The following is a 20,334-nucleotide window of genomic DNA, read 5'->3' as shown; positions in this document are numbered from 1 at the left end:
GGTCCCGTCGATCTCGGCTTCCGCACCCGCGACGGCGCGAGCCGGATCCTCCTGCACGGACGGATCGACCGCGATCCCGAGGGCCGGCCGGACCAGGGCTGCGGCATCGCTCTCGCCATCGCGGAGGATGGCTGCGGCGCCCAGGATCTCGCCAACCGCATGGCCGAGCGGGCCATGGACTTGCGCGACCTCACGATCCGGCTCGGGCGGCCGGGCCTCTCCGCCCTCGTCGAGCGGTTGATGGTCGAAATCGGATTCGAGCTCATCCGCCATCTCCAGGCGGCGGAGACGGAGCGTCGCCACTAGAGCATGATGCGGAAAAGTGGAATCCGGTTTTCCGAAATCATCATGCGACAACAGAGAGATAGAGTATACTGATGGTTCCGCGAAACAGCAGCTTGCTCTAGAACATCAGGATGGATGAGCGGCCGCTTCACCCCTCCGCCAGGGGAAGCTCGCGGTTCTGCGCGTGCCAATGCAGGTCCGGCGTCGTCGCGAAGAGGCGCTTGTGGGCGAGAACCGCGTAGGTGTCGGTCATGCCGGCGATGTAGTCGGCCACGCGTCGGGCGCGCCGGCTTCTCGACGCATCCCCGAGGCCCTCCTGCCATTCCTCCGGCATCGCGTCGGGGGCCTCCATGAAGGCCGAGAACAGGTCGGCGACGATGAGGTCGGCCTTGGCGCGCACGGCGAGGACGCCGGGATGGCGGTACATCCTCGCGAACAGGAAGGTCTTGATCTCTGAATCGGCCTCTTCCATCGCGGGCGAGAACGCCACGACGGCCGAAGGCGCCCCGCGGATCTCGTCCACCGATCGCGGCGCCAGGGCCCCGATCCGCCGCATGCTCTCGGCGATGACGTCCTCGACGAAGCGGGTGATGACGCGCCGCGCCAACTCGTGGATTTTTCGCGATGACTCGAGGCCGGGATGGAGAGCGTCGATCTCGTCCAACAAGCCCCTCAAGAACGGCACCGTCGCGAGGTCGGCGATCTCGAACAGGCCGGCGCGCAGGCCGTCGTCGAGGTCGTGGGAATCGTAGGCGATGTCGTCCGCGAGCGCCGCGGCCTGGGCCTCGGGGCCTGCGAAGCGATGGAGGTCGAGCGGGTTGAGCGCGTCGTAATCGAGGATCGCCGCGGGGATGCCGCGCGTCGCCCAGCGCGCCGTCGGCCGGCCGTCCGGCCCCACGAGCGGGCCGTTGTGCTTGACGAGGCCTTCCAGCGTCTCCCAGGCGAGGTTGAGACCGTCGAACCCGGCATAGCGCCGCTCCAGCCGAGTCACGATGCGCAGGGCCTGTGCGTTGTGGTCGAAGCCGCCATGCTCGGCCATGAGCCTGTCGAGCGCATCCTCGCCGGTATGCCCGAAGCAGGTGTGGCCGAGGTCGTGGCTCAGCGCCAGCGCCTCCGCCAGATCCTCATCGAGGCCGAGCGCCCGCGCCAGCGCCCGCCCGATCTGGCTCACTTCGAGGGTGTGGGTGAGGCGGGTGCGGTAGTGGTCGCCCTCGTGGTGCACGAAGACCTGGGTCTTGTGCTTCAGGCGCCGGAACGCGCCGGAATGGATGATGCGGTCGCGGTCGCGCTGGAAGTCGCTGCGCGTCGGCGACGCCGCCTCCGGGATCAGGCGCCCGCGCGCCGCGGCGGGGTCGGTCGCGTAGGGCGCCCGCCAGCGTTCCCCGTTCTGCCGCACGTCGCATCCCTTTCCGAAGCCCGAGGCGATGGCTACCGCATCCGCCGCGTTGCGGCCCGCGCCCGCGCCCCATATCTTGTGTGTGGCGCAGGCTACGGCAATCGCCGGCGAGCGGCGCCCGCGGCGATGGACCGGAACCCGAGCATGACGAGCCCTGAGATCACCCTCACCCCACGCGCCGCCAAGCGCATCAACGAGATCATGGGAGCCGAACCGCCCGGCGCGTCCCTGCGCATCAGCGTCAACGGTGGCGGCTGCTCGGGCTTCTCCTACGCCTTCGACGTGGAGCGTGACCGCGCCGGCGACGACGTGGCGATCGAGCGCGACGGCGCAACCGTCCTCGTCGACCCGGTCTCGCTCGAATACATGAGCGGCTCCACGATCGATTTCGTCAACGACCTGATCGGACAGTCCTTCAAGATCGTGAACCCGCAGGCCACCGCCTCGTGCGGCTGCGGCACCTCGTTCTCGCTCTGAACCAGCCCGCCCCTACGCAGCCCCGTGTGATTGCCTCGCCCGAAAAAACGCGGCAGGGATGCGAGGCCGCGCGCCCGATCGTCCAGAGGTCACGGCCTCCCCCGACAGAGATCCGGATAAGCTCATGACCTATGCGAAGGGCCGCCCTCCCCTGATGCGGGCCGCCGCGCTCTCGGCCTGCCTGATCGCACTCTCCGGGGCCGGCCTCGACCATCGCGGCCTCGTGACGGGAGCCCTGGCCCAGGAGGCGGCCTCCGCGGTGCAGGACGTCACGCTCCAGGACGTGGTGCTGCCGCTGGGCGGCACGATCCTGACGGCGCCCATTCTGACGGTGAGCGGCACGCGACTGTCGAAGGACGACCTCGTCGCTCTCCTGAAGCCCGGCCCCGGCGCGCCATGGCCCGCGAGGCTTGCCCGTCTCGACGCGGCGAGCCTGACGATCCCCGAACTGCGTGTCGCCTATGCGGAGGCCGGCGCGGCCCGCCAGGGCGTGATCTACCGCGACGTGGTGGCCAAGGATGTCCGGGCCGGCCGCATCGCCGAGCTCACCGCCGCCGCCGCCTCCGTGTCGGTGACCGGGAGCGACAGGACGGGCACGGGCACCTATGGCCGCATCGAGGCCCGCGACGTCGACCTCGTCGCCCTGTCCCGCCTCTACGGCGAGCCGGGCGATGGCAAGGGCGCCTTCCAGCGGGTCTACGGCACGGTGTCGCTCTCCGACATCGCCTATGTCGACGACCGCGGCACGGCGCTGAAGATCGCCCGGATCGAGGGCCGCGACATGGGCGGCCGCCAGACGCCGGCCACATGGGGCGGGTCCCTCCAGGCCCTCGCCGGCATCGACCTCGACAAGACCGCGCCGGCCGAGCGCGCCAGGCTCGTCGGCATCGCCGCCGACATCGTCGATTCCGTCTCGATCGGGTCCCTGGAGGCCACGGGCCTGAGCCTGCAGGAAGCCAAGACCCAGACACTCGACCTCGGTGTCGGGCGTCTCGGCTTCGCCGCCGGCGGCGCAACCCTCGAGGACATCACCTTCTCCGGCGGCGGGACGCGCTCACGGATCGGCCGCCTCTCGCTCTCGGGCTTCTCCCTGGCGCCGACCATCGCGGCCCTGCGCAAGCTCGCCACGCTGACCGCGGAGCCGTCCGACGACGACCTGCGCCGCCTCACCCCCACCATCGGCACCCTGGCCGTGCAGAACGTCGGCATCGACCTGCCGGTCGAGATGCCCGCCGGCCCCGGCAGGTCGCCTGTTGCCAAGGATCCGCTGGCCACCAAGGATCCGATGACGAAGGATTCCGGGCCGACCCATGTCGGCCTGCGCGATGCCAGCATGAGCTTCGGTCCCCCGCGTGACGGCGTCCCCACGGCCGGGCGGGTCAGCCTGTCGGGGCTGACCCTGCCGGCCACGATGGTGGCGGGCATCCCGGGCCTCGGCTCGCTGGCGCTCTATGGCTACAACGACCTCGATCTGAACGCGGTGGCGGAAACCTCGTGGGACGAGGCGGCGCGCGAACTCAGCGTGCGCGAGGTCTCGGTGTCGGGCAAGGACATGGGGACCTTGCGGTTGAACGGCACGGTCGGGGGCATCGGCCCCGAGGTGTTCGATCCGAACGCGGCGGTCTCGGCCTACGCGATGCTCTCGGCCACCGCCAAGGCGCTCGACCTCACCATCGAGAACACGGGGCTGTTCGAGCGCTTCATCGCCGCCCAGTCCAAGGTCCTGAGCCTGAAGCCCGAGGAGCTGACCCAGGAATACGCCACGGCGAGCACCTTCGGCATCCCGGCGATCCTCGGCAACTCGGCCACCGCCAAGGCGATCGGCACCGCGATGGCTCAGTTCGTGGCCAAGCCCGGCCGCCTCTTCCTCAGCGCCCGCCCGAAGAACGGCGCCGGCCTCGGCGTCATCGACTTCAGCGCGGCCCCGAGCCCGGGCGCGGTCCTGGAGCGGCTGGACGTGACGGCGAAGGCGAACTGAGAGTCGTCCCGTTTCTGTCTGATCGCCCGTCTTGGATCGACGATCCTTGACGCGCTTCCCTCCTCCTTGTGGGGAGGAGAGACGCGCGAGCTAACCCGATCCGATCAAGCTGGAAGCGGTATCAATCCAATTCCCGCACCACCACCCGCCCGCGCTCGGCCGACAAGGCGAGGCGCCCCGCCTTGAGGGCGAGCGCCTTCTCGCCGAACAAGGCGTGTCGCCAGCCGCTCAGAACCGGCAGGTCGGCGTTGTCGTCCTCGGCCAGGGCCTCGAGATCGTCGACCGTGGCGACGATCTTGGGCGCGACGCGCTCGGCCTCGCACACCGCCTTCAGCAGGACCTTCAGGAGTTCCACGAGCGCGCCGTTGCCGCCCCGGCCCCGGCTGCGCTCGGCCGCCACGGGGATCTGTGCGAGATCGCGCTCGAAGGCGCGCTCCACGGCTGCGAGGATGTCGGCGCCGGTGCGCGAGCGCTCGAAACCAGCGGGGATGGAGCGCAGGCGCCCCAGGGCCTCGATGCTGCGCGGGGCCGAGGTGGCGACATCGATCACCGCCTCGTCCTTGAGGATGCGGCCGCGCGGCACGTTGCGCGTCTGCGCCTCGCGCTCGCGCCAGGCCGCCACCTCCATCAGCACCGCGATCTCGCGGGGCTTGCGCATCCGCCCGGCGAGCCGGCGCCAGGCCTGAGCCGGATCGGCCCGGTAGGTCTCGGGCGAGGTGAGGACGCTCATCTCCTCGTCGAGCCACTCGCCGCGATCGGTCGAGAGGAGCTGGCCGGCCAGCACCTCGTAGACCTTGACGAGGTGAGTGACGTCGGAGAGCGCGTAGGTGAGCTGCGCGTCCGAGAGAGGCCGGCGCGACCAGTCCGTGAAGCGCGAGGACTTGTCGATCTTGGCCTTGGCCACGTCGTTGACGAGTTGCTCGTAGGAGACCGAGTCGCCGTAGCCGCAGACCATGGCGGCCACCTGCGTGTCGAAGAACGGCTGCGGCAGCAGCCCGCCGAGCAGCCAGATGATCTCCAGGTCCTGCCGGGCGGAGTGGAAGACCTTGACCACGCCCTCGTCGGCCATCAGCGCGAAGAACGGCGCGAGGTCGATCTCGGGCGAGAGCGGGTCGACGAGCACGCCCGATCCGTCCGGCCCCGCCATCTGGATGAGGCAGAGCTTCGGGTAATAGGTCGTCTCGCGCATGAACTCCGTGTCGACGGTCACGAAGGACTGGGTGGCGAAGCGGGCGCAGGCCTCCGCGAGGGCAGGGGTCGTGGCGATCAGGTCCATAAAATCGGCTATATCGAAGGTTTCGGCCCACGGCGAGGTCGGCACCGACGTTATCGTCGGCCGAGACCGATCCGGCTCACGCCGCGGCGTCGAGTTTTCGTGCGGGCGACGAGGCTTGCCCTGACCCGTCCTGATCCGTGACCCGGCTGCGCGTCCGCCCGCGCCCGACGGGACGGACCAGCGCTGCCCGCTCTTTCCGCTGCGCCTCGGCGCGCGCGAGCAGCCAGTCGAGAATGCCGGCCTCCAGCTTGTCCCGGCCGGAGACCTCCATGAGACGCCGGATCCGGTCGGCCCGGAACCCGCGATAGCCGCCGCGAGCCCGGTCGATCCCGCCGAGCAAGGTGCGGCCCGGCCCAAGCTTGAGCTCGCGCGCCTCGAGAACGCGGTGGCTCCAGAGCCCCCGGGAATCCTCGTAGACGATCTCGAAGGTGCCTTCGAGCGGCAGCACCCGCCACGCGCCCTCCTGCCGCTCGCCGGAACGGGTCTCGGACGGCCGCGGATCCTCGGCCAGAAACTGGAAAAAAGCGTTCGAATTCATAGGCCTGATATGGGGATCGAAGGGCGTTTCCGAAAGGGTTCCGGACCGTCCGATCGACCTCGCGCGTGCCGCGTCGCCTTGACTTCACGGCCCCCGCATGAATGGTGCGCCGCTCAATCCCAAGAGCCCGCCATGCACCGTTATCGAACCCACACCTGCGGGGCGCTCCGCCCGTCCGACGTCGGCGAGACCATCCGCCTCTCCGGCTGGTGCCATCGCATCCGCGACCATGGCGGCGTGCTCTTCATCGACCTGCGCGACCATTACGGCCTGACGCAATGCGTGGTCGATTCCGACTCCAAGGCCTTCAAGGCCGCCGACGTCGCTCGCTCGGAATGGGTCATCCGCATCGACGGCCGCGTGCGCACCCGGCCCGCCGGCACCGAGAACCCGGACCTGCCGACCGGCACGATCGAGGTCTATATCGACGACCTCGAAGTGCTCGGCCCCGCGGGCGAATTGCCGGTGCCGGTCTTCGGCGATCAGGAATACCCGGAGGAGACGCGGCTCAAATACCGCTTCCTGGACCTGCGCCGCGAAAAGCTCCACGCCAACATCATGAAGCGCGGGGCGATCATCGATTCCCTGCGCCGCCGCATGCGCGAGGGCGGCTTCTTCGAGTTCCAGACGCCGATCCTGACGGCCTCCTCGCCGGAGGGCGCCCGCGACTACCTCGTGCCGTCGCGGGTGCATCCGGGCAAGTTCTACGCGCTGCCGCAGGCGCCGCAGCAGTTCAAGCAGCTCACGATGATCGCGGGCTTCGATCGCTACTTCCAGATCGCCCCGTGCTTTCGCGATGAGGACGCGCGTGCGGATCGCTCGCCGGGCGAGTTCTACCAGCTCGACATCGAGATGAGCTTCGTCACGCAGGAGGACGTGTTCCAGTCGGTGGAGCCCGTTCTGCGCAGCGTCTTCGAGGAGTTCGCCGACGGCAAGCGGGTGACGCGGGAGTTCCCGCGCATCCCCTATGCCGACGCGATGCTGAAATACGGCGTCGACAAGCCGGACCTGCGCAACCCGCTGGTGATCGCCGACGTCACTGAGGAGTTCGCCCGCGACGAGGTCGAGTTCAAGGCGTTCAAGGGCGTGATCAAGTCAGGCGGCGTCGTGCGGGCGATCCCCGCACCGGGGGCCGCCACCCAGCCGCGCTCCTTCTTCGACAAGCTCAACGACTTCGCCCGCGCCGAGGGCGCGCCGGGGCTCGGCTACGTCATCTTCGAGGATGTCGACGGCGTGCTGACCGGCAAGGGTCCGATCGCCAAGTTCATCCCGGCTCATGTGCAGGCGCTGATCGCGCAGAAGACCGGCACCAAAGCCGGCGACGCCGTGTTCTTCTCCGCCGGCACCGAGGCCAAGGCGGCGGCACTCGCCGGCAAGGCCCGCATCCGCATCGGCGACGAGCTGAACCTCTCGGACAAGGACCAGTTCGCCTTCTGCTGGATCACCGACTTCCCGATGTACGAGTGGAACGAGGACGAGAAGCGCATCGACTTCTCCCACAACCCGTTCTCGATGCCGAACTTCGACCGTGAGGAATTCCTGGCCCTCGACCCTTCGGACCAGACCACGATTCTCGGCATCAAGGCATTCCAGTACGACATCGTCTGCAACGGCACCGAGCTGTCCTCAGGCGCGATCCGCAACCATCGCCCCGACGTAATGGAGAAGGCCTTCGGTATCGCCGGCTACGGGGTCGAGGTTCTGGAAGAGAAGTTCGGGGGCATGCTCAACGCGCTCAAGCTCGGCGCGCCCCCGCACGGCGGCATCGCGCCGGGAATCGACCGCATCGTCATGCTGCTCTGCGGCGAGCAGAACCTGCGCGAGGTCGTGCTGTTCCCGATGAACCAGCGCGCCGAGGACCTGATGATGGGGGCGCCGGCCGAAGCGACGCCCAAGCAGCTGCGCGAGCTGCACATCCGGCTGAACCTGCCGGAGAAGCAGGGCTGAGCATAGCGGGAGCGAGGCCGATCCGTGCCGAGCCTCGTCGCCATCGTCGTCGCCCATGACAGTGCCGACGCCCTCCCCGCCTGCCTCGCGGCACTTGCCGCCGAGCACGTGCCGGCGATTGTGGTGGACAATGCCAGCCGCGATGCCTCAGTCGCCATCGCGGAGGCGTCGGGTGCGGAGGTTCTGCGCAATGCCCGCAACGAGGGCTATGGCCGCGCCAACAACATCGGCGTGCGTGCGGCCGCCCAAGCGACTCGAATACTGATCCTCAATCCCGATGTGGTCCTGGCGCCCGGCGCGGCCGACGCGCTCCTCGCCGCCGCGAAAGCCTATCCGGAGGCCGGGCTGTTCGCCCCGCGCCTCGTCGAACCGGATGGTCGCGTCTTCTATCAGCCGCGCTCGCTGCTCTCGCCATACCTGCCCAATCACAAGGGCGCGCGCGGCCTGCCCGAGGGCGATGCCTGCGCGCCGTTCCTCTCGGGCGCCTGCCTGATGATGGCGCGGGACCTCTTCCTGGCGCTCGGCGGCTTCGACGAGGAGATCTTCCTGTTCTACGAGGACGACGACCTCTGCCGCCGGATCGCCGACACCGGCCGCGCCCTCGTTCACGTCCACGCGGCGGAGGCGCTCCACGGACGCGGACGCTCGTCGGCGCCCGAGCCCGGCCGGGTGTTCCGCACGCGCTGGCACCAAGCGTGGTCGCGGGCCTACGTCTCGCGGAAGTACGGCCTGCCGGGGCCCTCCCCCGGCATGCTTGCGGTGAATGCGCCGAAGGCGGCCCTGGCCGCCCTCACGCTGCGGCGTCCCCTGATCGAGCGCTATGCCGGCTCGGCCGCCGGCGCGCTCGCGGCGATGCGCGGGCAGACGGCGCTGGCACGGGAAGGGCTCGTGGCCGGTGCCGTCAATCCCGGCAGCGATCGATGAGATGCGCGACGAGACGGTCGACCGCGGCCTCGCGGTCGCCCTCGTTGACGATGGTGAGGTCGGCCTTCACCGGAGCGGAGCGCGAGAGCCGCGTGGCGAGATCTCCGTCCTGCGCGCGCCCTCGGGCGGCGAGGCGTTGTGCCAGGACCTCGGGCGAGGCCGTCACCGCGACCACGCTGACGCGCGGCAGGCGGCGGCGCGCCTCCTCCACGACCCGGCGGGAGACGTTGCAGACGACGACGCGGCCCGATCGGGCGAGCGCCATCGCCGTGGCGGGGATGGCGTAGCCGAGGTCGTGCGCGCGCCAATCAAGGGCGAAGGCGCCGGCCGCTTGCCCTCGGGCGAAGTTTGGCTCCGAGATCTCCTCGTTGTCCTCGTCCGGCGAGGGCGGCCGCGTCACGAGGCGGCGGGGGAACACCACGCGCGGGTTCTCGGCCAGCCGCGCGCGAGCGAGCCGGATCAGGGTGTCCTTGCCGGCTCCGCTCGGGCCGGCGACGAGGACGAAGCCGCCCGCCACTACACGACCCGCTCGCCGGCCCGCCAGACCTGGCGTACCACCGGCACCCCTTGCGCCATCCGCACGCGGACGAGGTCGGCGCGCAGGCCGGGCGCGATCCGGCCGCGATCGTCGAGGCCGGTGGCGTGGGCCGGGTTCGCCGTGATGGTGGCGATCGCCTCGGGCAGACGGATGCCAGGCACGCGCTCGGGCAGCTGGAAGGCCGCCATCAAGAGGCTCGCGGGCACGTAATCGGAGGAGAGGATGCGGAGCAGCCCGGCCTCGGCCAGGGCCTGCGCCGCGACGTTGCCGGAATGCGAGCCGCCCCGGATCAGGTTGGGTGCGCCCATCATCACCGTGATGCCGGCCTCGTGCGAGGCCCGCGCCGCCTCGGGCGTCGTCGGGAACTCGGCCAGCGCCACGTCCTCGGCGCGGGACATCGCGACATCGGCCAGCGTGGTGTCGTCGTGGCTCGCGAGCGGGATGCCGTGCCCGCGGGCGAGCGCCACCAGGGCGGGCCGGTTGACCGCGTTCAGCGCCCGGCCCTCGCGGATTTTGCGCTCGGTCCCGGCCTTGATCTCCTCGATCGGCCTGCCGCTGCGTCCCGCGTAGAGGTAGTATTTCGACACGTCGCGGAACTGGCGCTGGCCCGGCGTATGGTCCATCAGCGAGATGAGCCCGACGGGGAAGCGCTCGACGAAGGACCGGACGGTCTCGACCACGTCGCCCGACGGGATCTCGCAGCGCAGATGCGTGCGGTGCTCGGCCCGGAACAGGTCGGCCTCGCGGGCATCGGCGATCGTCCGCGCGAGCAGCATCAGCTCGGAGCCGAGGCCGCTGCCGTCCGGGTCGGTCCCGGCGCGCAACGAGTCGAACACCGTGGTGATGCCCGAAGCGGCGATCTGGGCGTCGTAGGCCAGCACCGCGCCCAGCGGATGCCAGCGCACGCCGGGACGGGGCGCGTAGTGACTCTCGAGATGGTCGGTATGGAGCTCGACGAGGCCGGGGATCAGGTGATCCCCGGACAGATCGAGTCCCCGTTCGGGCGCGCGGCCCTCGCCGATCTCGGCGATGCGCCCGTCCACCACCGCGAGCCAGCCGGTCTCGACCCGGTCGGGCAGGACCAAGCTCGCGTTCTCGATGATCTCGACCCGGTCCGACATCGTCTGCGTCCTCATGCCGCCAGCGCTCCACGGAATGCCGCCACGTCGACGACCCGGCTCGCCACCGCCTCGCGCACGTCGGCATCGTGGAAGATGCCGAGGATGCCCGCCCCCGCCGCCTGCTTCTCGCGGATCAGCGCGACCACGACGGCGCGGTTGCGCGCATCGAGGGAGGCGGTCGGCTCGTCCATCAGCAGCAGCGGCCGCTCGGCGATGAGGCCGCGGGCGATATTGACCCGCTGCTGTTCGCCGCCCGAGAAGGTGGCCGGCGGCAGCTCCCACAGGCGCTCCGGCAGGTTGAGCCGGGTCAGAAGGTCGGCGGCCCGTACGCGGGCCGCATCCGGTGCCAGCCCTCCCTCGATGCCGGCCGCCTCGACCACGGCGCGGGCGCCGACGCGGGGGATCACCCGCAGGAACTGCGAGACGTAGGACACGACGCGGCGGCGCAGGGCCAGGATCTCGCGGGGCTCGGCGCGGGCGACATCGACCATGCGCTCGCCGTCCCTCATCCGGATCGCGCCGCGCTCGCAACGATAATTTCCGTAGGCCATCTTCAGCAGCGACGACTTGCCCGAGCCCGAGGCGCCGCCGAGCACGACGCACTCGCCCGGATGCACGGCAAGGGTCGCGCCCGCGATCACCGGCAGCACCGCGCCGCCGCGCAGGTGCAGGGTGAAGCTCTTGCCCACGTCCTCGAAGGCGATCAGCGGCGGGGTGGTCATGCGGCGAGCACCGAGGAGACGAGGAGCTGGGTATAGGCGGCCTGCGGGTCGTCGAGGACCTGGTCGGTCAGCCCCGTCTCGATCACCCGGCCATCGCGCATGACGAGGACGCGGTGGGACAGCAGGCGCGCCACGGCGAGGTCGTGAGTGACGATGATGACGGCGAGGCCGAGTTCGGCCACCAGCCCCCGGACCATGTCGAGGAGGCGGGCCTGCACCGAGACGTCAAGGCCGGAGGTCGGCTCGTCCATGAGCACGAGGCGGGGCGCGGTGACGAGGTTGCGGGCGATCTGCAGGCGCTGGCGCATGCCGCCTGAGAACCGCGTCGGCGGATCGTCGATCCGGTCGGCGGCGATCTCGACGCGGGAGAGCCAGTCGAGCGCGGTCGCACGGATGTGTCCGTAATGGCGCTCGCCCACCCCCATCAGGCGCTCGCCGACATTGCCGCCGGCCGAGACCGCCATGCGCAGGCCCTGTGCCGCATCCTGGCGCACGAAGCCCCAATCGGTGCGCATCAGGGCCCGGCGCTCAGCCTCGCCCAAGAACGCGAGGTCGCGGGTGGCGCCGTCGCGCATGCGGTAGGAGACCGAGCCGGAATCCGACGCGACCTCGCCGGCGACGAGCCCGAGCAGGGTCGACTTGCCCGAGCCCGATTCTCCCACCACCGCCAGCACCTCGCCGGCATCGAGGGTGAAGCCGACATCATCGCAGGCGAGGCGCGGACCGTAGCGCTTCGTCAGGCCGCGCACAGTGAGAAGAGGATCGATCATCGCGCCCGGTCTCCGCCGAAACCCTGGTCTCGACGACCCTCGCAATGGTCGGTGTCCGAGCAGACGAACATTCGGCCGCCGGCATCGTCGAGGACGACCTCGTCGAGATAGACGCCCTCGGCGGCGCAGAGCGCGCAAGGGCGGTCGAAGCTCTGCACCCGGAAGGGGTGGTCCTCGAAGTCGAGGCTGCGCACGCGGGTGTAGGGCGGCACGGCGTAGATGCGCTTCTCGCGTCCCGCCCCGAAGAGCTGGAGGGCCGGGCAGTCGTCCATCTTCGGGTTGTCGAATTTCGGCGTCGGCGACGGGTCCATGACGTAGCGCCCGGCAACCTCGACCGGATAGGCGTAGGTCGTGGCGATGTGGCCGTGGCGGGCGATGTCCTCGTACAGCTTGACGTGCATGAGGCCGTATTCGGCGAGCGCGTGGAGTTGGCGCGTCTCGGTCTCGCGCGGCTCCAGGAAGCGCAGGGGCTCGGGGATCGGCACCTGGTAGACGAGGACCTGGCCCTCGTGGAGCGGCGCCTCGGGGATGCGGTGGCGGGTCTGGATCACCGTGGCCTCATGCGTCCGCGTCGTCGTCGCGACCCCGGCGGTGGCGGAGAAGAAGCGGCGGATCGAGACCGCGTTGGTGGTGTCGTCCGCGCCCTGGTCGATGACCTTGAGCCTGTCCGCCGCCCCCAGGATCGCGGCGGTGACCTGCACGCCGCCGGTGCCCCAGCCATACGGCATCGGCATCTCGCGCGAGGCGAAGGGCACCTGGTAGCCCGGGATCGCGATCGCCTTGAGGATGGCGCGGCGGATCATCCGCTTGGTGCCCTCGTCGAGATAGGCGAAGTTGTAGCCGGCGGAGGCCCCGACGTTCATTCGGCGGCCTCCCGGATCGGGTCTGCGGGCTCGGCACGGCCCGCGGCGTGCTCGGCGCGCAGGCGGCGGACCAGCTCCAGCTCGGCCTGGAAATCGACATAGTGCGGCAGCTTGAGGTGCTCGACGAAGCCCGTCGCCTGGAGGCTGTCGCAATGGGCGAGCACGAATTCCTGATCCTGCGCCGGGGCGACCACCGCCTCACCGAGTTCGGCCGCGCGCAGCGCGCGGTCGACGAGCGCCATCGCCATTGCCTTGCGCTCGCCCTGGCCGAAGACGAGGCCGTAGCCGCGGGTGAACTGGGGCGGGACCTCGCCGCTGCCGTGGAACTGGTTGAGCATCTGGCATTCGGTCATCGCCACGGTGCCGAGCACCACCGGAAAGCCGAGCTCCTCCGGCACGAACTCGACCTCGACCGCGCCGAACCGGACCTCCCCGACGAAGGGGTGGGTGCGGCCGTAGCCGCGCTGCGTCGAATAGGCGAGGGCGAGGACGAAGCCCTCGTCGCCCCGCGCCAAGGCCTGGAGCCGCACCGCGCGGTCGGCGGGATACTCCACCGGCTCGCGGGTGAGGTCGCCCACCGGCGCACCCTCGTCCGGGGGAGACGCCTCGACGAGGCCAGCCTCGCCCAGGAGGTCGGTGACGCGCGGGCAGGTGCCGGCATCGGCCTCCGGCTGGGCTTGCGCCGCCGGCTCGAGGAACCCACGCTCACCGGCCAGCGAGAAGTCGATCAGGCGATGGGTGTAGTCGAAGGTCGGCCCCAGCACCTGCCCGCCGGGCAGGTCCTTGAAGGTGGCCGAGACGCGTCGCGATACGGCCATCCTGCCGGTGTCGACGGGCTCGGAGGCGCCGAAACGCGGCAGGGTCGTCCGGTAGGCGCGCACGAGGAACACCGCCTCGACCACATCGCCGCGCGCCTGCTTGAGGGCCAGCGCCGCAAGATCGGGATCGTGGAGCGAGCCCTCGGTCATGACCCGGTCCACGAGGAGGCTCATCTGCTCGCGGATCTGCGCCACCCCGAGGTCGGGCACGGCGGGGTCGCCGCGCCGCGCCTCGGCGAGCAGCCGGTGGGCGTTGTCGATGGCGGCCTCGCCGCCCTTCACGGCTACGTACATGCGTTCACGCCTCCGCCATCATGAGCAGCCGCGCCGAGCGCGGCAGCCCGGCGACGAGGCCGGGGGCGACGAACAGGAGGTCGACCCCTTGCGGAAAGCCGGCATGGTTGGACTGCAGGCGCTCGGCCCAATCGGCGGGCAGCGGCGCGGCATCGAGATGAGCCCTGCCCCGGATGCCCGGGCCCTCGAAGCCCAGGCCGCCCTCCCCCGACAATCGATCGACCGCGAGGACCAGGGTGGCCGAGGCGTCGGGATAATCCGGCGTGCCTTGCGCGAAGTCCCGGAACGGCGGGCAGCACCGGGGGTCGGCGATCAGCGCGAAGGCCGCCCCTGCCGGCGCCGCCACGATGGGAGCCCCGGTGTGGAAGCGCAGGAACTCGGCGATCTCGGGCACGCGACTCAGGGACGCGTCGAGCCAGAGGGGCGTGTCGGCATCCGCCAGGGTCAGGACGATGGCGGCGAGTTCCGGCGTCAGCGGAGCGGGCGGGGTGAGATCGGAGACGAGGGACCGCAGGAGGCAGGGACGGGCGAACGCATCCATGACCGTGCGGAACACCCCCTGGGAGTCGTGGACCGGATCGGGAAAGCCGCGGGCGAGCGCCATCAATCCTCTCCCCGCGCCAGGGTGAAGAAGTTCACCCGCGTGGCGGCGACCCGCCGGGCCGTGGCATCCGCCTCCCCCGCCCGCCTCTCGGCGACCGCCACCAGCGCCGCCTCGACGACGTGGCGGCCGTCGGCGCGCTGCCAATGCGCATCGAGGATGGCGGCGAGGCGCGCTCTCGGGCGGTCGCGGCCGAGATGGTAGGCGAAGCCGGTCTCGCCGGAGGCGAGCCGTACGGCAGCGCGGGTGACCGTGGCCTCGCCGACGTTGAAGGCGCGGCCATCCCCGCCGATCCGCCCCCGCGCCATGACGAGGCCAGTCTCGGGCGCGCGAAGATCCTCCGCCTCGCAGGTCAGGCCGGCGCGTGCCAGGGCCTCGCGCAACTCGGCAAGTGTGGCCGCGCCGGCCAGCGCCATGGCGGCGCGGCGCGCCTCGACCTCTGGCGTCATCCGGCCGGGTGGTGTTTGGCTGGCGGTCGGCATCACGCTGCGAAGGCTCCGTATTCGTCTATATGTATAGACAACCGGGCGACAGGACGCAAGGGACTTCCGACTCCGTCATGACCGACACGAGCGACATCTCCGTGACGTCCTTGCCCATCGCGTCCCTGCAGCGCGGCGGTGGCCTAGCGGCCTGGCGGCAGATCGCCGACGCGCTGGCCGAGGCCATCGACCGGGGCGAGTTCCCCGCCGGCGGGCAGCTTCCCACCGAGGCGGCCCTGGCGACGTGGTTCGGCGTCAACCGCCACACCGTGCGCCGGGCGCTCGGGACGCTCGCCGAGAACGGGCGGGTGCGGGCCACGCAAGGGCGCGGCACCTTCGTCGAGCAGGGACCGATCCGCTATCCGATTGGGTTGCGCACCCGGTTCTCCGAGATCGTCTCGCGGGCGGGCCGCAAGGCCTGGGGCGACCTCACCGCCGCCGCGGAGGCGGCGGCGGACGCCGAGACGGCAGAAGCGTTGGGCATCGCGATCGGCGAGCCGGTGATCGAGATGCGGACGCTGCACCGGGCGGACGGCGCGCCGATCTCGGCAGCGCGGATCAGCCTGCCGCTGCCGCGATTCGCCGGGTTCGAAGAGGCCTATGCGCGCTCGGGCTCGATCACCCGCGCCTTCGGGCAGTTCGGCATCGACGACTATACCCGCCTCTCGACCCGGATCGGCGCCCGCGCCGCCACGACCGAGGAGGCCGCCCGCCTCGACATCGCGCCGGGGCGCACCCTGCTGACCCTGTCGAGCGTCAACGTCGACCGCGAGGGCCGCCGGATCGAGGCGAGCCGGAGCCTGTTCGCCGCGGACCGGGTCGAGCTCGTGGTGGAGTAGCACCACTCTGCCTACCGCCCCACGCCCCCGATCATCGCCCGGCGCAACCGCCCCGAGACCGCATCGATCGCCGCCACGGTCACGAGGATCATCAGGACGAGGAAGGCGACCTGCTGCAGTTCGAGCACGCGGATCAGCTCGGTGAGATACTGGCCGATGCCGCCCGCCCCGACGATGCCGATGATGGTCGCCGAGCGGGTGTTCGATTCGAAGAAGTACAGGACCTGGCTGCCGAGCACCGGCAGCACCGCCGGGATCAGCCCGAAGCGGATGCGGTGGAGGCCGCTGCCGCCCGACGACGTCACCCCCTCCCCGGCCCTGCGGTCGGCGGTCTCGACAGCCTCGGAGAAGAGCTTTCCGAACGCCCCGAAATCCGCGCAGGCGATGGCGAGCGCTCCCGCGAACGGCCCGAGCCCGACCACGTTGATCCAGATCAGCGCCCAGATCAGCACATCGACCGAGCGGATCACGTCGAGCCCGCGCCGGACCACGAAATGCGCGAACGGGTTCGGCACCACGTTCTTGGCGGCGAGGAACGCCACGGGAAAAGCGAAGAGGGCCGCCGTCAGGGTGCCGAGGAAGGCGATGGCGAGGGTCTCGCCCAGTGCGTTCAGGAAGTCCCAAAACCGCCCGCCCGACGAGGGCGGCATCATCATCAGCGAGAACTCGGCAAGGCGCCCGAACCCGTTGACGATGCGGGTCAGGGAAAACTCGAGGCGGACCATGGCGAAGGCGGCAAGCCCGACGATCGCCGCCACTACCGTGAGGGTGATGATCCGTGCCCGCCACGGGGTGCGGAACACATCGGGATAGCGCTGCTGGAGAAAGGCGAGGTCCACCGCGCGCTCCGAGGGCGGGACGGGGCGGGTCACCGCGCTGTCTCCAGGCCGAGGAGATGGTGGCGCAGGCGCTCGGTGGTGAGATCGATCGCCATCACGGTCAGGATGACGAGGAGCAGGATCGCGCTGACATCCGTGTAGTAGAAGTTGCGGATCGCCACGAGGAACTCCTGCCCGATACCGCCGGCGCCGACGAAGCCCATCACGCCGGCTCCGCGCACGTTGATCTCGAAGCGCAGCAGGCCGTAGGAGGCGAAGTTCGACAGAACCTGGGGCAGCACGGCGAAGCGGATCGCCTCGATAGGGGTGGCGCCCGAAGCCGTCAGGCTCTCCACCGGCTTCATGTCGATGTTCTCCACGACCTCGGCGAACAGCTTGCCGAGCGCGCCCGCCGTGTGGATCGCGATGGCGAGCACGCCCACCATCGGCCCGAGGCCGAAGGCGATCACGAAGATCAACGCGAACACGATCTCGGGCACCGTGCGGCAGACTTCGAGGAAGCGTCGCGCCAGGAAGCATCCGGCCCGGGTCCGCGCGAGGTTGGCGGTCGCGCTAAAGCACAGGAGGAAGGCCGCGATCCCGCCGAGCAGCGTGCCGAGATAGGCCATGAGCAGCGTCTCGGCGAGGAGGCCGAGCCATTTCGGAAGGCCCCAGTACCACTCGGCGACGTCGCCCCGCAGGTTGCCGAGGGTGAGGTGCGGCAGGATCTGGCCGAGATAGGCGGTGAAGTTGCCGATGTTGTCGATAAAGGTCAGCGGCCGGACCTCGGCCATGAATCCGGCGAGCAAGGTGAGGACGAGGACGACCGCGAGCGTCGCCAGCGTACGCCGCCGCGTCGCCGCCATGGCCTCGCCATAGGCCTCCGCCAGCGCCGCGGCGCGGTCGTGGCTAAGGGGTGGGATACGGGGCACGATCCGTTCCGTCATCGGGAGCTCCCGCAAGCGCGGAGCGTCAGGACTTGCGGCGCTGCTCGTCGTTGAACTTCAGCATCTCCATGATCGGCTGGAAGTCCTTGAGGGTCACGGGCGTGAAGTCGAGGTCCTTGCCGTCGGAGAGCCGGTCGAAGGCAGCCTTGTCGGCCTTGGGCAAGTCGATGAAAGCCTGACGGATCTTGGCCTTAAGGTCGTCGGGCAGGCTTGCGAGGACGGCGAAGGGGCCTTCGGGCAGGAAGTCCGACTTGAACACGATCCGGAAATCGCCCTGGCTCATGCTGCTGCCGTCGGGCTTCTTCAGCATCCCCTTGGGGATCATGCGGGTGATCATCGTGTCGGTCTCGGAGTTCCAGAGATTGGCGGCGGCGTCGGCCGTTCCCTGGACCAGCGCGAGGACGGCGTTCTCGTGGCTGCCGGCATAGACGGTCTTGCCGAAGACCTTGTCGACGTCGTAGCCGGCCTTGGCGAGGAAGAAGCGCGGCGCCTGATTGCCGGAGGTCGAGTTCGGGTCGACCAGCGCGAGGTTCCGGCCCTTGAGGTCGTCGATCGTTTTGTAGGGGCTGTCGGCCCGCACGTAGATCACCGAGTGATAGCCCGATGCGCCGTTCTCGTGCTTCTGGTTGACGATCGGCTCGACCTTGACCCCGGTCATCACCGCCCGCGAGAACGAGGCCGGCCCGTAGAAGGCGATGTGGATGTTGCCGGCGCGCTGGCCCTCGATCACCGCGGCGTAGTCGTTGGCGACGCGCAGCTTCACCGGCACGCCGACCTGCTTCGACAGGTAGGCCGTCAGCGGCGCGTAACGGTCCATGGTGCCGGACGCGTTCTCGGTCGGGATCACCGCGAGGGTCAGCTCCGGATACTTGGCCTTCCAGTCCTGCGCGATCGCCGGAAGGATCAAGAGGCCGAGCGCGGCGAAGGCGCCGGCGACGTGGCGACGGGTGAGCATGGCGGTCTCCTCGGAAAGGTCGAAGGTCTTGGATCGGCCGAAAGGTGCGTCGGTTGCCTCAGGCGACGAGGGCGGCGATCGTCTCGGGGGAGCCCGCCGACGGCATCGCATCGGCAGCCCGGCGATCGATCACCTCCCCGGCCTCGAGGCCGTAGAGCTGCTGGGCCACGTCCTCGGTGAGGTCGAAGGCCCGCCCGTCGAACACCACGCGGCCGTCGGCGAGGCCGACGAGGCGGTCGCAATAGGCGCGGGCAAGGTCGAGGGAGTGCAGGTTGCACAACACCGTGATGCCGTGGCGCTTGTTGGCGTCGGCGAGCGCATCCATCACCAGCTTGGTGTTGCGCGGGTCGAGGGAGGCGACGGGTTCGTCGGCGAGGATGATGTCGGGCTCTTGCACCATGGCCCTGGCGATCGCGACCCGCTGCTGCTGGCCGCCGGAAAGCTGGTCGGCGCGGTGGCCCGCGAACTGGCCCATGTCGAAGCCTTCGAGGGCGGCCAGCGCCAGGGCACGGTCCTGGTGCGACCACAGCTTCAGGAGCGAGCGATGGCTCGGGACCTGTGCGAGGCGCCCCATCAGGACGTTGGTGAGGACGTCGAGGCGGCCGACCAGGTTGAACTGCTGGAACACCATGGCGCAGCGTGCGCGCCAGCGGCGCAGGTCGCGGCCGCTGAGCGCCGTGACGTCGAGCCCGTCATACAGGATGCGGCCGGCGGAGGGCTCGGCGAGGCGGTTGAGCATGCGCAGCAGGGTCGACTTGCCCGCCCCCGAGCGGCCGATCACGCCGACGAAGCTGCCGCGCTCGATCCGCAAGGAGATCCGGTCGACCGCATGGCGGCTGCCGTATCGGCGTGTGAGGTCTTCGACGACCAGCATGCTGTCTTCCCGTCGCGAACGTCGCGACCGGTTAATGCCTCTCCCGCGACGGTACGATGACAGTGGCGGCCGAGGGTGGCCACGATCGGCTATGGACGGAAGAAGATGCGGGACACGACGCGGAACGGCGCCGTCCCGTCCTGCCGCAGGAGGGTGAGCGCGTCGACGACGAGGCCGGCCTCGTCGTCGTAGGCTTCCGCCAGCCTCGCGCGCCACGTCTCGCGCTCGTCGGCGGCGAGCCGGCCGGTGAGGGTCATGTGGAAGCGGAAGGCCTCGAACACGTAGGGATAGCCCCAGCGCTCCAGCAAAGCGCGCCCGCGCGGACCGAGGCGCTCGGGCCGGCGCCGGGCGCGCTCGGCTGGGCTGAGGAGCGCACGCAAGGGATCGAGGGCGGCAACGCACTCGGCGGCGAGGAGGCCGAGTTCGGGCGGCGGCGACGCGGGCACCAGGGCGACGAAATCGCCGAGGAGGGCGACCCGGAGGCGTCCCGCCGCCAAGGGCTCGCGGTGCCGGGCCAGCGCCTCGCAGGCGGCCAGGAGGTCGTCCACCGTCGCGCCCGGCGCGAGACGCATCGGCGGCTTGAGGGTGGCGTGAAAGCCGTAGATGCGGGGCTCGGCCGTGACGGCGGCCATCGCCTCGGGCTGGGCCAGGAAGGCGCCGGAAGCGCTGTCGTAGCCCAGGATGCCAGCTCCGAAGGCCGCGAGTGCCGAGCCGGGCGCCGGCGTATAATAGACCGCGTAGCGCGTCCCCTCGTTCACGGAATCCACCTCGACCGATCGGGCTTCATCACGGACTCTCCTCTCGGCAAGACATCCCTCTCGGCAAGACATCCGCCTCACGTCTCGCTCATCATCGTGACAGGCTGACGAGC

At 70.4% G+C, this 20,334-nt stretch carries 21 protein-coding genes and 1 pseudogene; 6 read left to right on the top strand and 16 right to left on the bottom strand.

Annotated features, from left to right (window positions below):
• Positions 1-306, top strand: a pseudogene (locus tag ACFE7U_RS03255) (diguanylate cyclase); the annotation flags it as partial.
• Positions 307-433: 127 nt separating this feature from the next.
• Here ACFE7U_RS03255 and ACFE7U_RS03250 read toward each other — a convergent pair.
• Positions 434-1,681 carry a deoxyguanosinetriphosphate triphosphohydrolase gene (locus tag ACFE7U_RS03250; RefSeq protein WP_375408295.1) on the bottom strand — a complete coding sequence of 416 codons (1,248 nt, stop codon included), beginning with the start codon at positions 1,679-1,681 and terminating at the stop codon, positions 434-436.
• A 144-nt stretch (positions 1,682-1,825) separates the two neighbouring features.
• On the opposite strand from ACFE7U_RS03250, the gene ACFE7U_RS03245 reads away from it, so the two are divergent.
• Both ACFE7U_RS03245 and ACFE7U_RS03240 read left to right on the top strand, forming a co-directional pair.
• Positions 1,826-2,158 (top strand): HesB/IscA family protein, encoded by a 333-nt coding sequence (locus ACFE7U_RS03245; RefSeq protein ID WP_375408294.1) that lies wholly within the window; start codon positions 1,826-1,828, stop codon positions 2,156-2,158.
• Between the two features lie 124 nt (positions 2,159-2,282).
• Positions 2,283-4,136, top strand: coding sequence for a hypothetical protein (locus ACFE7U_RS03240; protein ID WP_375408293.1), 1,854 nt, complete (start codon positions 2,283-2,285; stop codon positions 4,134-4,136).
• A gap of 121 nt (positions 4,137-4,257) precedes the next feature.
• Here the strand turns inward: ACFE7U_RS03240 and rnd are convergent, their stop codons facing one another.
• On the bottom strand, positions 4,258-5,412 hold the full coding sequence (gene rnd, locus ACFE7U_RS03235) for a ribonuclease D (protein ID WP_375408308.1): 1,155 nt from the start codon (positions 5,410-5,412) through the stop codon (positions 4,258-4,260).
• Between the two features lie 76 nt (positions 5,413-5,488).
• Positions 5,489-5,950: a hypothetical protein gene (locus ACFE7U_RS03230; RefSeq protein ID WP_375408292.1), complete on the bottom strand. Its 462-nt coding sequence runs from the start codon at positions 5,948-5,950 to the stop codon at positions 5,489-5,491.
• A gap of 132 nt (positions 5,951-6,082) precedes the next feature.
• On the opposite strand from ACFE7U_RS03230, the gene aspS reads away from it, so the two are divergent.
• Entirely contained in the window at positions 6,083-7,897 is a 1,815-nt protein-coding gene (gene aspS / locus ACFE7U_RS03225; RefSeq protein WP_375408291.1) for an aspartate--tRNA ligase, read from the top strand.
• 24 nt (positions 7,898-7,921) lie between these two features.
• Complete coding sequence (locus ACFE7U_RS03220; RefSeq protein ID WP_375408290.1) at positions 7,922-8,821, top strand: glycosyltransferase; 900 nt, start codon at positions 7,922-7,924, stop codon at positions 8,819-8,821.
• Here ACFE7U_RS03220 and phnN read toward each other — a convergent pair.
• From phnN to phnG, 8 genes are read right to left on the bottom strand one after another with little or no spacing between them, the layout of a single operon-like run.
• Positions 8,799-9,338, bottom strand: coding sequence for a phosphonate metabolism protein/1,5-bisphosphokinase (PRPP-forming) PhnN (phnN, locus tag ACFE7U_RS03215; RefSeq protein ID WP_375408289.1), 540 nt, complete (start codon positions 9,336-9,338; stop codon positions 8,799-8,801). The two genes, ACFE7U_RS03220 and phnN, sit on opposite strands and share 23 nt — an antisense overlap.
• Positions 9,338-10,495 (bottom strand): alpha-D-ribose 1-methylphosphonate 5-triphosphate diphosphatase, encoded by a 1,158-nt coding sequence (locus tag ACFE7U_RS03210; RefSeq protein ID WP_375408288.1) that lies wholly within the window; start codon positions 10,493-10,495, stop codon positions 9,338-9,340. The genes phnN and ACFE7U_RS03210 overlap by 1 nt, the downstream gene beginning before the upstream one ends.
• A complete protein-coding gene (gene phnL / locus ACFE7U_RS03205) occupies positions 10,492-11,202 on the bottom strand; it encodes a phosphonate C-P lyase system protein PhnL (RefSeq protein ID WP_375408287.1) in 711 nt (236 codons plus the stop codon). Before phnL ends, ACFE7U_RS03210 begins: the two co-directional genes overlap by 4 nt.
• The gene (gene phnK / locus ACFE7U_RS03200; RefSeq protein ID WP_375408286.1) at positions 11,199-11,972 is read right to left on the bottom strand and encodes a phosphonate C-P lyase system protein PhnK; all 774 of its coding nucleotides are present in this window, start codon (positions 11,970-11,972) and stop codon (positions 11,199-11,201) included. Before phnK ends, phnL begins: the two co-directional genes overlap by 4 nt.
• Entirely contained in the window at positions 11,969-12,835 is an 867-nt protein-coding gene (locus ACFE7U_RS03195; protein WP_375408285.1) for an alpha-D-ribose 1-methylphosphonate 5-phosphate C-P-lyase PhnJ, read from the bottom strand. Before ACFE7U_RS03195 ends, phnK begins: the two co-directional genes overlap by 4 nt.
• A complete protein-coding gene (locus ACFE7U_RS03190; protein WP_375408284.1) occupies positions 12,832-13,947 on the bottom strand; it encodes a carbon-phosphorus lyase complex subunit PhnI in 1,116 nt (371 codons plus the stop codon). Before ACFE7U_RS03190 ends, ACFE7U_RS03195 begins: the two co-directional genes overlap by 4 nt.
• Before the next feature lie 4 nt (positions 13,948-13,951).
• Positions 13,952-14,551 (bottom strand): phosphonate C-P lyase system protein PhnH, encoded by a 600-nt coding sequence (gene phnH / locus ACFE7U_RS03185; RefSeq protein WP_375408283.1) that lies wholly within the window; start codon positions 14,549-14,551, stop codon positions 13,952-13,954.
• Positions 14,551-14,964 carry a phosphonate C-P lyase system protein PhnG gene (phnG, locus tag ACFE7U_RS03180; protein ID WP_375408307.1) on the bottom strand — a complete coding sequence of 138 codons (414 nt, stop codon included), beginning with the start codon at positions 14,962-14,964 and terminating at the stop codon, positions 14,551-14,553. The genes phnH and phnG overlap by 1 nt, the downstream gene beginning before the upstream one ends.
• Positions 14,965-15,107: 143 nt before the next feature.
• Here phnG and phnF point away from each other — a divergent pair, with 143 nt between their 5' ends.
• Positions 15,108-15,869 (top strand): phosphonate metabolism transcriptional regulator PhnF, encoded by a 762-nt coding sequence (gene phnF, locus ACFE7U_RS03175; protein ID WP_375408282.1) that lies wholly within the window; start codon positions 15,108-15,110, stop codon positions 15,867-15,869.
• Positions 15,870-15,880: 11 nt separating this feature from the next.
• On the opposite strand, the gene phnE (ACFE7U_RS03170) is transcribed toward phnF, so the two are convergent.
• From phnE (ACFE7U_RS03170) to ACFE7U_RS03150, 5 genes are all read right to left on the bottom strand, one after another.
• Positions 15,881-16,741 carry a phosphonate ABC transporter, permease protein PhnE gene (phnE, locus tag ACFE7U_RS03170; protein ID WP_375408281.1) on the bottom strand — a complete coding sequence of 287 codons (861 nt, stop codon included), beginning with the start codon at positions 16,739-16,741 and terminating at the stop codon, positions 15,881-15,883.
• Entirely contained in the window at positions 16,738-17,634 is an 897-nt protein-coding gene (gene phnE / locus ACFE7U_RS03165) for a phosphonate ABC transporter, permease protein PhnE (RefSeq protein ID WP_375408280.1), read from the bottom strand. Before phnE (ACFE7U_RS03165) ends, phnE (ACFE7U_RS03170) begins: the two co-directional genes overlap by 4 nt.
• 25 nt (positions 17,635-17,659) lie before the next feature.
• Positions 17,660-18,589: a phosphonate ABC transporter substrate-binding protein gene (gene phnD, locus ACFE7U_RS03160; RefSeq protein WP_375408279.1), complete on the bottom strand. Its 930-nt coding sequence runs from the start codon at positions 18,587-18,589 to the stop codon at positions 17,660-17,662.
• A 58-nt stretch (positions 18,590-18,647) separates the two neighbouring features.
• Positions 18,648-19,463 (bottom strand): phosphonate ABC transporter ATP-binding protein, encoded by an 816-nt coding sequence (phnC, locus tag ACFE7U_RS03155; RefSeq protein WP_375408278.1) that lies wholly within the window; start codon positions 19,461-19,463, stop codon positions 18,648-18,650.
• Between the two features lie 89 nt (positions 19,464-19,552).
• Positions 19,553-20,221: a DUF1045 domain-containing protein gene (locus ACFE7U_RS03150; protein WP_375408277.1), complete on the bottom strand. Its 669-nt coding sequence runs from the start codon at positions 20,219-20,221 to the stop codon at positions 19,553-19,555.
• Between the last annotated feature and the right edge of the window lie 113 nt (positions 20,222-20,334).

Source organism: uncultured Methylobacterium sp. (genome assembly GCF_964251405.1).
Lineage (GTDB): Bacteria > Pseudomonadota > Alphaproteobacteria > Rhizobiales > Beijerinckiaceae > Methylobacterium.
Note: the sequence above shows the minus strand (reverse complement) of the source record. Positions and strands in the feature narration are given on the sequence as shown.

Excerpts from the sequence above, each read along its gene's own strand:
- ACFE7U_RS03245 (WP_375408294.1), top strand. The coding sequence starts at position 1,826 with ATGACGAGCCCTGAGATCACCCTCACCCCACGCGCCGCCAAGCGCATC.
- ACFE7U_RS03240 (WP_375408293.1), top strand. The coding sequence starts at position 2,283 with ATGACCTATGCGAAGGGCCGCCCTCCCCTGATGCGGGCCGCCGCGCTC.
- rnd (WP_375408308.1), bottom strand. The coding sequence starts at position 5,412 with ATGGACCTGATCGCCACGACCCCTGCCCTCGCGGAGGCCTGCGCCCGC.
- ACFE7U_RS03230 (WP_375408292.1), bottom strand. The coding sequence starts at position 5,950 with ATGAATTCGAACGCTTTTTTCCAGTTTCTGGCCGAGGATCCGCGGCCG.
- aspS (WP_375408291.1), top strand. The coding sequence starts at position 6,083 with ATGCACCGTTATCGAACCCACACCTGCGGGGCGCTCCGCCCGTCCGAC.
- ACFE7U_RS03210 (WP_375408288.1), bottom strand. The coding sequence starts at position 10,495 with ATGAGGACGCAGACGATGTCGGACCGGGTCGAGATCATCGAGAACGCG.
- phnL (WP_375408287.1), bottom strand. The coding sequence starts at position 11,202 with ATGACCACCCCGCCGCTGATCGCCTTCGAGGACGTGGGCAAGAGCTTC.
- phnK (WP_375408286.1), bottom strand. The coding sequence starts at position 11,972 with ATGATCGATCCTCTTCTCACTGTGCGCGGCCTGACGAAGCGCTACGGT.
- ACFE7U_RS03195 (WP_375408285.1), bottom strand. The coding sequence starts at position 12,835 with ATGAACGTCGGGGCCTCCGCCGGCTACAACTTCGCCTATCTCGACGAG.
- ACFE7U_RS03190 (WP_375408284.1), bottom strand. The coding sequence starts at position 13,947 with ATGTACGTAGCCGTGAAGGGCGGCGAGGCCGCCATCGACAACGCCCAC.
- phnH (WP_375408283.1), bottom strand. The coding sequence starts at position 14,551 with ATGGCGCTCGCCCGCGGCTTTCCCGATCCGGTCCACGACTCCCAGGGG.
- phnG (WP_375408307.1), bottom strand. The coding sequence starts at position 14,964 with ATGGCGCTGGCCGGCGCGGCCACACTTGCCGAGTTGCGCGAGGCCCTG.
- phnF (WP_375408282.1), top strand. The coding sequence starts at position 15,108 with ATGACCGACACGAGCGACATCTCCGTGACGTCCTTGCCCATCGCGTCC.
- phnE (WP_375408280.1), bottom strand. The coding sequence starts at position 17,634 with ATGACGGAACGGATCGTGCCCCGTATCCCACCCCTTAGCCACGACCGC.
- phnD (WP_375408279.1), bottom strand. The coding sequence starts at position 18,589 with ATGCTCACCCGTCGCCACGTCGCCGGCGCCTTCGCCGCGCTCGGCCTC.
- phnC (WP_375408278.1), bottom strand. The coding sequence starts at position 19,463 with ATGCTGGTCGTCGAAGACCTCACACGCCGATACGGCAGCCGCCATGCG.